Origin of the sequence: Cytobacillus oceanisediminis 2691 (genome assembly GCF_007678455.1) — a bacterium.
Taxonomy (GTDB): domain Bacteria; phylum Bacillota; class Bacilli; order Bacillales; family Cytobacillaceae; genus Mesobacillus; species Mesobacillus oceanisediminis_A.
Window position 1 is genome coordinate 364,158 of record NZ_VEEP01000002.1, and the last position, 14,527, is coordinate 378,684.

Here is a 14,527-nt window from a genome sequence, read left to right on the forward strand (position 1 = left end):
TTTAAAATACCTATTAGTCTTCCTTCTCTTCAAGATCCTTAATCAGTGCCTTCATTTCACCGATTTCTTTGCGCTGAGCTTTGATGATGTCATCTGCTAGTTTTCGTACTCGCGGATCTTCGATATTGGCACGTTCACTTGTCAGAATCGCGATGGAATGGTGCGGAATCATAGCTTTCATCCATGATACATCATCGACGGTGGACTGGCTGCGCACGAGGAACAGCGAAACTGTAATCACCAGCGCGCTGCCTGCGTATATTCCAAGGTTCATTTTCTTATTGGTATACATTTTGCTCATGAATGCGAGCATGACAATGGCCATGACCCCGCCCATGATCAAGGCCATATATAATCTTGTTTCGCTAAAGAATACATGATCAATACTGTATGCATTTAAGTACATCAGAATCAGCATGATGATCGTCGATGTCAGGACCATCAGGCCAAATCTGCCGTAATGATTTTTCATTTTTCTCCTCCTTATTAAATGTGGTTATTGTTTGAATACCCTGATACCTAATAGATATTCATTAAATATTTTGTTTGGAAAGTCTCACAAGAGGGTATATACTTTTTGGCCATGCATGGTATTTTTTTACTAAATTACCTGATTATTGTTGTTTTTCTAACTTATTAGATAATTTCTAATAAACTTTCTTTTAAGAGGAAAAGGAGGATAAATCCTTTTAAATCAACATTTTAAAGGATCACTTCCTAATATTGTTTTTGACAATTCACACATCGAAAAGTATTCTAAAATAGAAAAAACAGGGAGGGGTAATTATGTCAAACCTTAATAGGCAGAAAATTGTGGATAGTGTGCCTCAAACAGGATTCTTCGGACATCCTAAAGGTCTCTTCACACTTTTCTTCACAGAGTTCTGGGAACGTTTCTCTTACTACGGAATGAGAGCGATCCTTGTATTCTACATGTATTACGAAGTATCAAAAGGCGGCTTGGGCCTGGATGAAACATTAGCACTTTCCATCATGTCCATTTACGGCTCACTCGTATATATGTCAGGAATCATCGGCGGATGGCTTGCTGACCGTATGTTCGGTACATCTAAAGCTGTATTCTACGGCGGAATATTGATTATGCTGGGTCACATCGCCCTTGCGATTCCTGGAAACGTAACAATGTTCTTCTTATCAATGGTCCTGATCGTAATCGGTACAGGTTTATTGAAGCCAAACGTTTCAACTGTCGTTGGTGAAATGTACAGTGAAAGTGACGCTCGCCGTGACGCTGGTTTCACAATCTTCTACATGGGGATCAATGCAGGTGCATTCCTTTCTCCACTTATTGTCGGCGCAGTATCTGACGCATACAACTTCCATTATGGCTTTGCCATTGCTGCAATCGGTATGTTCGTTGGACTAGTTGTATTCCTTTTAACAAAGAAAAAGAATTTGGGTCTTGCTGGTACAGCAGTGCCAAATCCCCTTTCTCCATCTGAAAAGAAAAAAACATTTACAATTTTTGCTATCGCAATCGTTGCAATCGGTATTTTAAGTGCTATTTTAATTCCTGCTGGCCTTTTAACATTCGAAAGCTTTATTAACCTTGTAACGATTCTTGGTATCTTAATTCCGACTGCTTACTTCATTGTTATGTACCGCAGCCCTAAAACAACAGAAGTTGAACGTTCACGTGTTCTTGCTTACATTCCGTTATTCTTGGCTGCTGTTATGTTCTGGGCAATCCAGGAGCAGGGTTCAACCATCCTTGCGAACTATGCGGACAAGCGTACACAATTAGAATTCGCTGGAATGACGATTTCTCCAGCATGGTTCCAGTCATTGAACCCATTATTCATCATCATCTTCGCACCGATTTTTGCTGGATTCTGGGTGAAGCTTGGTGATCGCCAGCCATCAATTCCAAAGAAATTCTCTTTCTCATTGATTTTTGCTGGTCTTTCATTCCTTGTCATCCTGATTCCTGGATATTTCACAGGTTCAGATGCACTTGTTAGCCCATTATGGCTTGTGCTAAGTTACCTGATCGTTGTATTCGGTGAATTGTTGATTTCCCCAGTTGGTCTGTCAGCAACAACTAAACTGGCTCCGGCTGCTTTCTCTGCACAAACAATGAGCCTCTGGTTCCTTGCAAGTGCTGCAGCGCAGGCGATCAACGCACAAATTGTTAAATTCTACTCTGCAGATACAGAAATGACTTACTTCGGTACAATCGGTGGAGCATCCATCGTTCTTGGTATCATCCTGTTCATCATGTCACCTAAGATTCAGGCATACATGAAGGGAATTAAGTAATAAGGAAAGCGTAAGTGCCTTGGTCAGCCCCGACAAGCGCTGGAGGGCTGACCGGTGAAGTCGTTCTTTGACTTCATTGGGCAGACCGAAGCGACTCGAGGGGCTAGGCGCTGAAGCTGGACATTTCTCGAAGTGAAAATTAACTTTCTTATCTCAAAAAAGACGGCTTACTCCAATCCATGGAGAGCCGTCTTTTTTATAAACTTTTTATTTTATTCAGGTTTGATTCTTTCCGGTACCGGATAATCGTCATATCATTATTGATTTCTTTGTTTTCACCGGTCCTCATGTACCCCATTTTTTCATATAAATAGCAATTCCGCTGTTCAGTAAGGATGGTGTCCAGCTCCCATGCATCTGCCTCGGGGTGCATCAGCTCGAGACGTTTCATGACCTGCTGGGCAATGCCCCTGTTATGGAACCTTTCTAAAATGTTAATGATTCGAAGCCTCATTAACCCCGGGGATTTTTCATGGACATTGACGCTTCCGGCTAGAGTGCCTTCAAAGAATATTTTGTAGTAATCCCCTTGTTCGAATCTTTCTCTGAATCTCTCCATCGTTTGCGTGACAGGACTTGTCTCATGGTCCTGGTATTTTTTATAGAGAGGCATGAAGACTTCCTTCTGCAGGGCTAAAAGCTCCTCAGCATCCTCAAGGGCAGCTTTTTTCAGGGAGATGTTTGAATTGACCATTTCAAATAACAGGTCGAAATAGTTAAAAGGGATAAACTCACCGTTTTTAACCATTTCCTTTATCTCTTCTTCACTTGCCCATCTTGCATCCGCCACTTCCTCTTCCTGAAGTTGCAGCTCCTCAATGGCGATATTTTGCCGGACCAGCCAGATATCATCAAAACCAGCAGGAAATTTCACGGTGAATAAGCGTTCATCCCTTTCCATGTCCAAGTCGATTCCGATTTCTTCCTTTGCCTCGCGAATGGCAGCCTGCTCGCTATCATCACCCATGATGGCAGAACCAGCAGCCGAACAGTCCCACATATTCGGAAAGCCCATTTTCCATGGCTGCCTCCTTTGAATCAAATACTGGCCATCATCATTCACGATCCAGACATGGACAACCAGATGATGATCCCCCGGCTTCATCTCCTTCCCCCGTTCGTGAATCCTGTCAGTCATATGCCTGTATTTGTCGTATATATTCCATAGTTCCATATATTAATGCTCCCCTGTCCTATCTGTTGTTCTTAAATTATACAGGTTTTTTCTGGAAAAAGAATTCCTTATATAAAAAAGAAGCATGTACTCACCATGCTCCTCCATTCTCTATTTCACGCTTTTCCTTCTCATCCACTGTGTAGCTGCCCATTTGTCGCCGATGACAACTGGGGCTCCGCCGTGAAGGGTCAAGTCGTTCAAGTCTTGATTGTCATAGAAATATTCAAAATACACGGCCATGCCTTTTTGCGGGGATACAGCGAAGTTGAGTTTAGGGAAGTAGGTTTCTCCTCCCTCTTCGACATCATTCAAATACATGACGAGTGTGCTGATCCTTGGGTTGCTTACATTTGACGCAAAAAAGTCAAAATGTGCTTTGTACTCCTGGCCGATTTTATAGTTCAGGATTTGCAGGCCTTCACCGTGTTCATTGGGAATGCCCATGATTTGCGATATTCTTTTTTCAACACGCGCCACCACGTCATTTTCAGTTTCATCGATAAATGTGCTGCTGCTCGTCCTCAGCTCATCTACTTCACGGGTGTTGCCGACTTTTGAGCGCTTCAGCTTGTCCTTTGACAGCTTGATCAGCTCATCGCATTCTTCGTCACTTAGGACATTTCCCAAAATGACAATTAACGGCTCTTCCATCCTGGCAATAATGTTGATTTCACGATCGTCGGTTTTGATTTTGTTTCCGATGTGATTAAAAATCGTAGGTTCTTTAACAGTTACATCAACAGCATCCATTCTCAACTTTCATCAACCTCTTAATTATGAATTTTTCCAAAAATCAGATTGATCTATATACGAAAGTATCATTCATTCTTTAAGTTCCCTTGTTTCCTCCTGTAATTCAAAATGGATGACAAAACCGAATCTATTACTCTATTCAATTTTTCAATTTATTTTACAACGCGGGAAGGTGATTTACTATCTTTTTTTGGAAATGAAGCCATGAATAAAAAAAACGCCGCAAGTTTGCGGCGGCGCATTTCACCCATAAGCCTGTGATGCGATTGTGTATAGTGTATCGTTTCTGTACGGCATTTCCTTCGTATGGATTGCCATTACTGGAGGGTTGCTGACTTTTACAAATCCGCTTTGTTCCAAAAAAGCCATCAGCTTTTCCTGGCCTGAAGGTACGTCTACCCTTAATTTCCCTTGATGTTTGGAAGCAAGGCGGTCGATGATTAATTCTGCAATTCTATGATCGGGCGCAACGACCGGGCCCAAAATCATATTAACAGAGCCCAGTACAGAAAGACCAAAACCAATGATTCTTGAATTCTCATCCTTCACGACGATACATTGATATGACTGTTGAAGCCTATTGCGAAGGAAGATACTTCTTTTCTCCCCGAAAGCTGCTCCATCCAGTTCAAGTATATCTTCCAGTTCCTCGTCCTTAAAAGCTTCTATTGAAATCCCGCTTATTTTTTTCAGATTGGTTGGATTATATTTGTCGCACAGGTATTTATGGACAGAGTCAACCACTGTAAAACCCAATTTCTCGTATAATGGTTGGCCATCAGGAGTAGCAATTAACAGGATGGAGCGGTCACGCCCGCTTTCTATACATTTTTGCATAACTTCTTTTCCCAGACCGAGCCCTCGATAATCGCTATGAACAATCACCATACCAATTGAAGCGAGCCTACGGTCATAATGAATGATCGCCGCACTGGAGACGACCTGGCCTTCGCTATTCTTGTGGCCATAGATTTTAAAGGATGAGGATAATAGTGTTGCAACTTCCGCCTCGTCATAATCCCAGCCGACAGATGCTGACAGCTCAATCAAGCCTCTCGCATCCATCACGTCCAGTTCGAATAATTCAACTGATTTTTTTGATCGCTTCATAAAGACTTCTCCTCTATTTTTCAAAATTCTTCATCGCCTGTTCCATAAATTCAGCCAGGGCAGCCTCATCTCCGGGAAAGGCCGGCCATAGTGGAACGATTAATATAAGATGCAAACAATCCGCTCACCGTCCGGCTGTTAATATGTTTTTCCCCATCCAATATAGCTCTCCTTTCTTCCCTGGTAAAAAACAAAGAGAATCCCAGTATTTCTCAGGATTCTCCCTTAACCTATACCGTTTCATATCTCTCATATAACTTGCCAGCTAGATCGACAATCAATTCTTTTAGCTCTACTTGATTCGCCCATTCTTCAGGCACAGCCTTGAGACCCTGGCAGGCACCGATAATATTTCCGCAGATCGAGCCCGTTGAGTCACTGTCGCCATCATGATTTACTGACAGGATCAACGCCTTCCGGAAGTCTGTTTCCTTCAAAGCACAGTACAACGCAATCGCAAGTGCTTCCTCGGCTACCCAGCCTTCGCCAAGCTGCGATATCGCTTCTCCAGAATCCACGTCACTTTTTGCAAGTTCAACCGCATCCTCAATGGACTTCAATGTCTCTTCATGATGACGGTAGCTTTTCAAAATGGCCATGGCATCCTCGGTGCTTTCGGATAAACTTTTGCCATTGAGCAGTTCTGCAATGAACACAGCGAGTGATCCAGCTGCCAAATATCCAGACGGATGTCCATGGGTAATCGCGGCGATTTCCGCAGCCACTCTGAATGCTTGCTCCGGGTCTTTATGTAAAAATAAGCCGACTGGTGCAACACGCATGACCCCGCCACATCCCTTGCTGTTGTTGATCGGCCTTTCGATCGTTCCCATTTTATTGCTTTCAAGCGCCGACAGGCATGTGTTGCCCGGGGCCCTTGCTGAATACAATTCTTTATATTGTAAAATGCTGCTGCCCGCCTCATGGGGCTGGGGATCAAGCAGCCAGTCATAATGCTCATCCGGCAGGGCTCTTGTCTGGGTATAAAGCCAGCGGAGATAAGATTGATAGGTGCCGCTTCCTGCAAAGCTCCCAATCCCCCGTTCGCTCATGCGGTCATATGCCCAGATCAGGCCATCAGCCGTGAACAGCGTCATCTGGGTATCATCGGAAAACAAGGCCTTTCCTGTGTAACGATCAAGCTCTAAATCGGTTATACCTTCCTCGCCAAATCTCGATTTAATCTCATCAAGCTTCATGAACTCTACCGTGTAACCAAGAGCATCTCCAATCGCACCGCCAAGCAAGGACGCTATGAACAAATCTTTTTTAGACATAGGGACTCCTTTGGATTGAAATTTATTAATAGTATTCTTCGCCAAACAGACCTAAAATCCTCCCTTTTTGTAATTCTTCCGGGAAGAGTAAGATGACAGGCACCATCATGCGTTCTTCGTCCAGAGCTTCGTCAAATCCACATACCCAAAATGCTTAATCTCCACATTCATCAGATTGATAGAAAACGGGATTTGCCGTTTTGTGTAATACAGGGGAACACACAGGGATTCGTCTTTCATATATTGTTCGATCTGCAAATGGAGGCTGTTCCATTGCACAAATGGCGTTGTTGTATAGTCTTCAACGACTTGCTGTAAATATTCACTCTTTTCAATCAAGCAATGAAGCGGTGAGAAGCTGTTTTTCAAAAAGAAAAAGTAGGAGAAATTCTGGTTCATTTCGAAAATTTCTCCGTGGATAAACAAGTCCGCTCCCATTTTTACTTTAGGATCATAAAGAGCGTCCCGGAAGGATACTTCCTCCATTTCGACATCCAGGCCAGCCTCCTCGAGCTTTTCTTTTAACCATAAAGACGTATTCGTCGTGTAATTCACATAAATCATCTTGAGCGGCGCTGATAAGGACGGCTTTGTAAATTCCGGCATGGTGTAGGGCCGGGATAAACCGATCAGGCAGCCTTCATTGTTGCCGGTGATCCTTCCATCAACATCTGGAAGTTCATGACGATGCCGGTCTATGACCATGTGGATGTAGTCACGGACTTCTTTACGAGCCATATCCGAGCTTCTATATGGATTCATGACCACAATGCCAAAGCCTGAATCGCTTTCCACCTTGAAGGTATCGACTTGTTTCGATTCATGGCCGGCATGATAGACAACCTGGAATTCTTTAGGTACCTGGATGAACTCCACACGGTCAAGCAGCGGCCGATACCCGTAGTATTGCTTGAACGCGCTTAAAGCTGTTTTCTCTGCAGATTCCTCTGCCAGATAAAATCCTCCTGTCCCCAGCAGCTTTCCATTCACTTCTTTAAAAATGCTTGCGGTCAAGAGGCCCAAGAGCTGGAGTACATAGGAACAGCCGCCAGGAAACTCAAGCTTCACCACCAGTGGAGATGGAGTTGTGATTGCCGTGATGGGTTTCCACAAGTCTGCAAAATTCTCATCCTGTTTCATTTGCTGCAAACAACCGACGGCATCCTCAGCTTTTAAAATCGAGCCATCATGGAAGGCAACATCCTTCCGTAAATATAATACGAGTTGGTTATCTGTGTATTCCCAGCTGTGGGCCAGTTCCGGGTCAACCGAATCGTCGGCATTCAGAGTGACGAGCCTGTTATAGAGATTGGCGATGATATTTGCGCTATGGGCATCCGCCAATTTTAAAGGATGGAAGGTGACAAAAGGATAAAATCTTGGGATGATTAAGCTGTCCTGTCCTTCCTGGTTGAAGCCAAGCTTTGCCTGGAAAGCAGTCATCAGCCGCTGCTTCGTTTCCACCGACCAATCCAGCAGCAGTAATTTGCTTACAGACTCGATTGGTTCTTTTTCAAGGCTCCTGAAAAATAGATCTTCATATTCCTGCTCAACTTGACGATTCCACTCCAGTGAGGAAGTATTGCCCCTTCCCCTTCCGGACTGGAACGTGAGCCAGCCTTCCTCCTGCCATTGCTGAAGCTTTCGGCGTGTCTGCTTCGTACTGAGCACCAGGACTTCAGCAAGTTCCTCTACTTTTACAGCTCCTGATTTGACCTGATTCCATAACAATAGTAAATGGCGATCCATATGTTCTCCTTAAAAGTGGACATTTTTATTTTAAAAGGGAATTTTTAGTTATACCCGTCTCCTTTAATATACAGATTATAGAAGGAGGCTGGCAATATGAAATGGAAAGAATATCCTCAAAATCTGAAAGTCCGCTTAATTACTTCTTTTTTTAACCGGGCAATTTCAAGCGCAGTCATGCCGTTCATGGCCTTATTTTTCGCGCAGCATAAAGGAGCAGTGTGGGCAGGGATTTTTCTCGGGATAAATGTGTTCATTGCCTTCCTAGGCAATCTTGTTGGCGGATATATATCAGACCGTTTTCACCGCAAAACGATTCTGCTGCTTACGTCTGCAATCAGTGCTGTCACTTTTGGGTTGATGACGGTCAGTTTGCTGCCTGATCAAAAATGGATAACAGCCTTCGCTGGCGGATATATGTTTTTCATGCTATTCAGCAGTTTGGGCCGTCCTTCGATGCAGGCGATTATCATCGATTCAACGACAGCTGAAAACCGCAAAGCGATTTACGCTCTCGACTATTGGTTCACGAATTTGTCTCTGGCAATCGGGGCTGCCCTCGGCGGGTTGTTTTATGCCCATCACCAGTTGGCTTTGTTCACGGCATTGACAATTGCCTCTGCCTGTCTGCCAATAGCCTATGCGATCTGGCTTCAGGACACATCCGTTCCCCTGCTGGCGCAAAAACACAAAAATATCTTTATCGACCTGATTGCCAACTACAAAGTAGCATTGCAGGATAAACCGTTCGTCATGGCGATTGTTGGTAGCATGTTCATTTACGCAGCTGAATTCTCTCTCAACAGCTATATAGGCGTTCGTTTGGCTGAGGAGTTTCGCCCGCTGTTTGTTGGGAACTTTGAAATTTCAGGTGTTCGGATGCTTAGTATCCTCAACATCCAGAACATGCTCCTCGTCGTGATGCTGACTTTTATCGTCACGAAGATGACCGACAAGTTCGATAAGAAAAAGATGCTGCTTGCCGGACTGATCCTTTACAGCATTGGATACACCGTGATTACTTCTGCAAATGTCTGGTACGCATTGCTTTTGTTCAACCTGGTTGCTACCATCGGCGAACTGATTTATTCACCAATCGCCAATGCCGAAAAAGCCAATATGATGCCAGAAGACAAACGAGGATCCTATTCAGCGTTTTCAGGCATCAGCTTCAGCGGAGCAGATTTGATTGCCCGGTCGACAATCATCATGGGTGCCTTTTTGGTGCCGAGCATGATGAGTGTGTATATTGGCTTCATTTTGATGGCAGGAACATCGTTGTTGTATGGCGGTTTGTTTGTGGTTCGCGGGAAGAAACGAAAAGAGTTATATGTGAAAACTGTATAAAAAAGAGGGAAAACCTTACGTGTAGGTTTCCCCTCTTTTCATTTCACGTCTGAAGAGTCGTCGTAATCATAGCGGAAGCCGTCTGTTTGATTAGCAGAGTTTTCGTTCTTTTGGTCTTTCTGCTGCTGTTCAATTGCATTCTCGTCTTGTTGTTTTTTGTCAGGATTCAAGTGGTTTGCCTCCTTTTTATACTCTATTATCCCATGGTAATTCTTCTTATATTCATAAGGCTGATGATCGTGGAAATACTAGGAGTATAAATCCTTACATAACGAGGCAGCCCAATGCAGCGCAATTACGCAATCGACTACATTAAATTTTATGCCATCCTGGCAGTCGTCATCATTCATACCTTCCCGGGCAATGATCAGCCCGGCTATTTTGTCCTTGATAATCTTTCAAGGTTTGCTGTTCCGTTTTTCTTCGCTGCTTCAGGCTATCTTTTCAGTCTTAAGGTGAGCGGCAATCAGCAGTCCTTTGCTTACTTCAGAAAATATGTCACAAAAATACTGAAGATCTATGTTAGCTGGCTTATTTTTTATTTTGTCTATGATGTAGCGAGAATCATGCTGACAAATGAAAACCCTTCGGCTGAACTTTCGAAGTATATGGAGAATATGACGGCCCTTAACCTCCTCTATTATGGCCAGGGGACAAGCGGCTATCAGCTGTGGTTCGTGATTTCACTGGTATGGAGCACCGCGATTCTATACCTCTTTTACAGGCTGAAGAAAGTCAGGCTGCTTTTGGTGATCGCACTTTGCTTCAATCTCCTTGGCCTTTTTGGACAGTCTTATTCCATATTCGATGAGCTGCCGGTCAGTACAACCCGCGCCGCTCTATATGTCAGCCTGTTCTATACGGTTTTAGGATTCTGGCTTGCCACCATTCAAACCTGGCAAAAATATAACGGCAGAATCTATTTCTACTTGTTTTGCCTCTTTACCCTTCTGCAGGTTTCAGAAGGATTCTGGCTGCAAAAGGGATTGGAAGCCAAACATGGAGAGTACTTCTTTTCGACGATTTTCCTAACCTTGTTTCTGTTCCTGTACGCGTTAAGCAATCCCAAACTCGGAAAAGGCCTATTCCTCACCAAAATGGGCGCAAACTCGCTCGGAATATATGCCATTCATGTTTTCTTCATTGATATGGTCGATCTCTTCTTTGAAAAAATCGGCTTGGAACCTAGCACTCATAACTTACTGCAGAATTTAGTGGATGCGTTTCTTGTTTTTGTTGTGTCGTATGCAGCTTATCAATTGCTTCAAAAACTGAAGGCATTTCGCCTAAATCGAAACTAACGAAAAAAGCAATTACGAACATATTCAGTTCGCAATTGCTTCTCTCTTAGTTCACTACAAGGGCACGTTTGCCCATCGCATTATATATGTTGATGAACTTTGCTTTTGGCAATCGGACGTCTTTTTTTACTGCTTCACTGTCGTTGAAATAAACATAGTTTGCGTCTGTTCCGGTAATGACGATATTATGTAATGGCCTTGCAGCATTAATCGTTTTGCCTGCTGTCGTTTTCCATGTCCTCGCAACTGGCATTTCATAATTGATCGTAAACCAGACCAGCACCGGCTTACCTTGTTTCACATAACTTTCAATCTCAGTAAAATTCTTGCCAGTCAGAGCAATTCCTCCCGGCCGGTACTTGTCGAGCACTTTTTTAAGCGGCCCTGGATTGATCGTATAGCCATTGCCAAATGGTGTCCCGACAAAGCCAACATTCGGGTCTCCCCAAATTTTGATCGAACCGTCAGAATTCCGGACTAGTTTGGTTGAATCATATGGCATTTGCTTAGCAAGTGTTGTTTTATCAGCATTCACTCCATAGTAGCGGAGAGCCATGGCAAGTGAGGTAACCTCACAGCCGCTCGGCAATTCTGGACGCTGTGCAATCACAGGAATGTCCATTTTTTTGTTGAAAGATGCATTGCTTGTCGATACATAATCCCCGCTGACAAAACCGATTTTTCCTTTATATGAAATTTTATACCAGCCATTGCTTTCCTGTCGGATTACATCGAGCACTGTACCATTATTGATAAGCCCCATGCTCTTATACTGAGTGCCAGGTCCAGTCCTGAAATGCAATCTTGTAGCCGTAACTCTGTATACTGCAGAACTGTACACATAATCACCGCTGACATAAGCCGTTTTTCCATTGAAGGAAATTTTGTACCATCCATTATTCATCCGTTGAATCACATTTAGCTTGTTGCCCTGGACCAGCCGGCCGACTTTTGCATAGTTCGTACCCGGTCCCGATCTGACATTCAGGACATCTGCTGTTACGGTAAAAGTTGGCCCAGCAGCTTGTGCCACTGTTTCATTGCCAGGAAACAAAGGAATTTCCGGCATCATCAGACTGCTGCTGACTAGGATCGTTGAGGCAACCATGCCTTTCGCAACCCTCTTCTTAAACAATGAGTAGTTGTCCTTTTTCATTCGTCGTTCTCCCCCAGTTTTGCAGAATTTCCTCAAGCTGTGTCGAAAACTATGAATCTACTACAAAACTATCGGGAATGGCATATCAAGTCCACCGAAAACCGCGAAAATCGCGATAATTGAACCCATTGGTTTACATGCACAAAGATTAGCAGGAAAATTGTTTTAGACTTTTTACGGAAAATGAGGATAATATGCCGAGAGACAAGCCGCTAAAGAAAGGTCCCTTTCCCTATTGATTTTTCATACTAAAACCCACTCGATATAGCATCAAGTGGGTTCCCTCATTCTTTTATGATAAATCAGCAGAATCTGAGACCCTCTCAAGCCTCTCCAAAATCCGCCTCTTCTGATAAAGCATCGTCCCTGTCTCGGCAAGGTCGCTGACCATTGAGCGATTGGCGAATGCGCCGAACACAATTCCGGCTACCGGCACCATCTGGAGCAGCTTTTTCCAGCCGAATGATTCGGTGTAGGTCAGCGTCACCTCACGCCAGCCTTGAAGCTCAGAAATGACCTCGCGTGACTTATTATCGCTGTTGAAGCCAGTAAGTTCATTCAGTATTGCCTGTTTTCCGACCACATCTGCGGAGGAGAATTGCAGGCATTTAATGATGAAGACACGCTCCTTCTTATCCTTAGGGTCGTAGCCATGGATGATCGCAATATCCTGGAGTGTTTTCAGCGAGAGTGCCAGGACTGCGGGAATATCGATTGCCAGGGTAAAAATCCCGCCGATTCCTGTGCTCGCACCCTGAATGGTTGCTGCTTTTTTTCGCTGCTCGCCCAGTGCCAATGAGGCTGTCTTCATTTCCCCCACTGGGACGTTCTCCAGATCAGAAAGCTGTCTGACACTCCGGCCAGTCTTCTTCTCGATATGGTTGAATACCGACTTCTCGCTCGATAGATACTGGCCGCCGGTTTGAATGTAGCTGCCGAGTTCATCTAGCAGGAGACCGACCTTCTCCTGGATGAACTTTGGCGTGAAACGGTCAAGCATCTTGAACGGAAGCCTGGTCAGCTTCTCCCAAAACCATAAGCCCTTTTGGTCCTTCTCCCATTTCTCGATTTCCTTCAATTCACTCAGTAGGTATTCTCTTGAATCCATCCTCAACCATCCACCTGTCATTTTTGATACTATATTAACGGTTTACACTATAAGAAGGTTTCATTTTACATCAAGATTATAGTGTTCCTTGGCAAGCTGCTTGAATTTGCTCGAATCTATTTCTTCTTTCGTAACCTGCCCATCCTTCCAGCGGGTGAAACTGGATTCTGTCAGCACCATACTGCCGTTAGCAGTCACCCTGGTCAGCAGCGGCTTCTTGTTAAACGCAGATTGCGGATGTTCAGTGATAATTTTCTTCATTTCTGTTAAATCGCCAATATTCTCCACTGGCTGTCTTGATTCAAAGGCGTAGCCAATTCTCCAGTCAGTGTCCTTATTCTGAAGTTTCATTTCTAAAAAGTAGTCACCGAATTCACTTTCTTCTTTCCTCACCCGGAACTCCCCGGTCGGTGTCATGATTTCTGAGCCATCAAGCGGAACTGGCCTTAGCGGCAAATTGCCTCCAAAACCTGTATCAACCAGGTACCTCTTGCCATCATCGTTCAAAATGATCGCAGCATGCGTCAGTCCAGTTGGACTAAAGCCGTTAAGTTCAGGAACGTATACTGCCCCGCGGATCAGCTGGACATCAAGGCCATTTTCTTTTAAAAACAGGTACAAAACCCCGTTAAGATCATAACAAAGTCCGCCTTCGTTTCGGTGGAGAATTTTATCCACCAGGCTGTCCTCGTTCAATTCACCTGGGTCGCCAGAAAGCGTGCAAAGGTTCTCGAATGGAATCGCTGATGCTGTCAGTTCAAGAATTCCGGCAAGATTTTCGAGTGTAATGGGTTCTTTTGAATTCAAGCCAATTCTTTTGCGGAAAAGAACATTTATATCATTCATCTCTCTATACCTCTTTCCAATAGTAGACATACTTCAAGAATACTTGAAAATACCATTCAAATCCCAATTAACTAATAGTTCTATTTCCTTATTTTTTCTTATTTCCTTAACTATAGAATGGTAACATTCCTGCCGTTTTTTGACGAATCCGTGACATTTATTGAAGAACTAAATCATTATCCCTAGAAAACTCCCGATTTACGCAGGATTTTGGAACTATTTGTTTGCCAGATGAACATTGACATTCCATTGCTGGTTAGGCAATTCTATTGTAAAATGAAAAAGATAGATTATTGCAAACGCTTGCATTTTTCAGGGGATTAAATTTTTTTACCTGCTTGTGCAAACGGTTTCATAAGTTGCGCATTTGAGAAAGGAGGACCTTGAAAAAACTGATTTTGAAGCATCAATCAATCTAGGGAG

At 43.7% G+C, this 14,527-nt stretch carries 13 protein-coding genes; 3 read left to right on the forward strand and 10 right to left on the reverse strand.

Features of this window, described 5'->3' with window-relative positions:
• Window positions 1–13 precede the first annotated feature (13 nt).
• Complete coding sequence (locus FS736_RS05300) at window positions 14–472, reverse strand: DUF305 domain-containing protein (protein ID WP_144475314.1); 459 nt, start codon at window positions 470–472, stop codon at window positions 14–16.
• Between the two features lie 314 nt (window positions 473–786).
• Here FS736_RS05300 and FS736_RS05305 point away from each other — a divergent pair, with 314 nt between their 5' ends.
• The gene (locus FS736_RS05305) at window positions 787–2,280 is read left to right on the forward strand and encodes a peptide MFS transporter (RefSeq protein ID WP_144475315.1); all 1,494 of its coding nucleotides are present in this window, start codon (window positions 787–789) and stop codon (window positions 2,278–2,280) included.
• 196 nt (window positions 2,281–2,476) lie between these two features.
• Here FS736_RS05305 and FS736_RS05310 read toward each other — a convergent pair whose 3' ends face one another.
• From FS736_RS05310 to FS736_RS05330, 5 genes are all read right to left on the reverse strand, one after another.
• On the reverse strand, window positions 2,477–3,454 hold the full coding sequence (locus FS736_RS05310) for a bifunctional NUDIX hydrolase family protein/GNAT family N-acetyltransferase (protein WP_144475316.1): 978 nt from the start codon (window positions 3,452–3,454) through the stop codon (window positions 2,477–2,479).
• 111 nt (window positions 3,455–3,565) lie between these two features.
• Window positions 3,566–4,207 (reverse strand): 2OG-Fe(II) oxygenase, encoded by a 642-nt coding sequence (locus FS736_RS05315; protein ID WP_144475554.1) that lies wholly within the window; start codon window positions 4,205–4,207, stop codon window positions 3,566–3,568.
• A 246-nt stretch (window positions 4,208–4,453) separates the two neighbouring features.
• Window positions 4,454–5,320: a GNAT family N-acetyltransferase gene (locus tag FS736_RS05320; protein WP_144475317.1), complete on the reverse strand. Its 867-nt coding sequence runs from the start codon at window positions 5,318–5,320 to the stop codon at window positions 4,454–4,456.
• 230 nt (window positions 5,321–5,550) lie between these two features.
• A complete protein-coding gene (locus tag FS736_RS05325) occupies window positions 5,551–6,597 on the reverse strand; it encodes an ADP-ribosylglycohydrolase family protein (RefSeq protein ID WP_144475318.1) in 1,047 nt (348 codons plus the stop codon).
• Between the two features lie 105 nt (window positions 6,598–6,702).
• Entirely contained in the window at window positions 6,703–8,346 is a 1,644-nt protein-coding gene (locus FS736_RS05330; RefSeq protein ID WP_144475319.1) for an ABC transporter substrate-binding protein, read from the reverse strand.
• Between the two features lie 96 nt (window positions 8,347–8,442).
• Between FS736_RS05330 and FS736_RS05335 the strand changes: the two genes are divergently transcribed.
• Complete coding sequence (locus FS736_RS05335; protein ID WP_144475320.1) at window positions 8,443–9,693, forward strand: MDR family MFS transporter; 1,251 nt, start codon at window positions 8,443–8,445, stop codon at window positions 9,691–9,693.
• Window positions 9,694–9,731: 38 nt separating this feature from the next.
• Here the strand turns inward: FS736_RS05335 and FS736_RS25085 are convergent, their stop codons facing one another.
• A complete protein-coding gene (locus FS736_RS25085; RefSeq protein WP_260983529.1) occupies window positions 9,732–9,863 on the reverse strand; it encodes a hypothetical protein in 132 nt (43 codons plus the stop codon).
• A 114-nt stretch (window positions 9,864–9,977) separates the two neighbouring features.
• Between FS736_RS25085 and FS736_RS05340 the strand changes: the two genes are divergently transcribed.
• Window positions 9,978–10,994 (forward strand): acyltransferase, encoded by a 1,017-nt coding sequence (locus FS736_RS05340; protein ID WP_144475321.1) that lies wholly within the window; start codon window positions 9,978–9,980, stop codon window positions 10,992–10,994.
• A 46-nt stretch (window positions 10,995–11,040) separates the two neighbouring features.
• Here FS736_RS05340 and FS736_RS05345 read toward each other — a convergent pair whose 3' ends face one another.
• The 3 genes from FS736_RS05345 to FS736_RS05355 all read right to left on the reverse strand — a co-directional run bounded on the left by FS736_RS05345 (window position 11,041) and on the right by FS736_RS05355 (window position 14,104).
• Window positions 11,041–12,150, reverse strand: a complete 1,110-nt coding sequence (locus FS736_RS05345) for an SH3 domain-containing protein (protein ID WP_144475322.1) — start codon at window positions 12,148–12,150, stop codon at window positions 11,041–11,043.
• 292 nt (window positions 12,151–12,442) lie between these two features.
• A complete protein-coding gene (locus FS736_RS05350) occupies window positions 12,443–13,258 on the reverse strand; it encodes an EcsC family protein (protein WP_144475323.1) in 816 nt (271 codons plus the stop codon).
• Window positions 13,259–13,318: 60 nt separating this feature from the next.
• The gene (locus tag FS736_RS05355; protein WP_144475324.1) at window positions 13,319–14,104 is read right to left on the reverse strand and encodes an arylamine N-acetyltransferase family protein; all 786 of its coding nucleotides are present in this window, start codon (window positions 14,102–14,104) and stop codon (window positions 13,319–13,321) included.
• Between the last annotated feature and the right edge of the window lie 423 nt (window positions 14,105–14,527).

Coding starts and splice junctions, on each gene's coding strand:
- FS736_RS05330 (WP_144475319.1), bottom strand. CDS start 8,346: ATGGATCGCCATTTACTATTGTTATGGAATCAGGTCAAATCAGGAGCT.
- FS736_RS05340 (WP_144475321.1), top strand. CDS start 9,978: ATGCAGCGCAATTACGCAATCGACTACATTAAATTTTATGCCATCCTG.
- FS736_RS05320 (WP_144475317.1), bottom strand. CDS start 5,320: ATGAAGCGATCAAAAAAATCAGTTGAATTATTCGAACTGGACGTGATG.
- FS736_RS05325 (WP_144475318.1), bottom strand. CDS start 6,597: ATGTCTAAAAAAGATTTGTTCATAGCGTCCTTGCTTGGCGGTGCGATT.
- FS736_RS05355 (WP_144475324.1), bottom strand. CDS start 14,104: ATGAATGATATAAATGTTCTTTTCCGCAAAAGAATTGGCTTGAATTCA.
- FS736_RS05300 (WP_144475314.1), bottom strand. CDS start 472: ATGAAAAATCATTACGGCAGATTTGGCCTGATGGTCCTGACATCGACG.
- FS736_RS05335 (WP_144475320.1), top strand. CDS start 8,443: ATGAAATGGAAAGAATATCCTCAAAATCTGAAAGTCCGCTTAATTACT.
- FS736_RS05345 (WP_144475322.1), bottom strand. CDS start 12,150: ATGAAAAAGGACAACTACTCATTGTTTAAGAAGAGGGTTGCGAAAGGC.
- FS736_RS05310 (WP_144475316.1), bottom strand. CDS start 3,454: ATGGAACTATGGAATATATACGACAAATACAGGCATATGACTGACAGG.
- FS736_RS05350 (WP_144475323.1), bottom strand. CDS start 13,258: ATGGATTCAAGAGAATACCTACTGAGTGAATTGAAGGAAATCGAGAAA.
- FS736_RS05315 (WP_144475554.1), bottom strand. CDS start 4,207: ATGGATGCTGTTGATGTAACTGTTAAAGAACCTACGATTTTTAATCAC.
- FS736_RS05305 (WP_144475315.1), top strand. CDS start 787: ATGTCAAACCTTAATAGGCAGAAAATTGTGGATAGTGTGCCTCAAACA.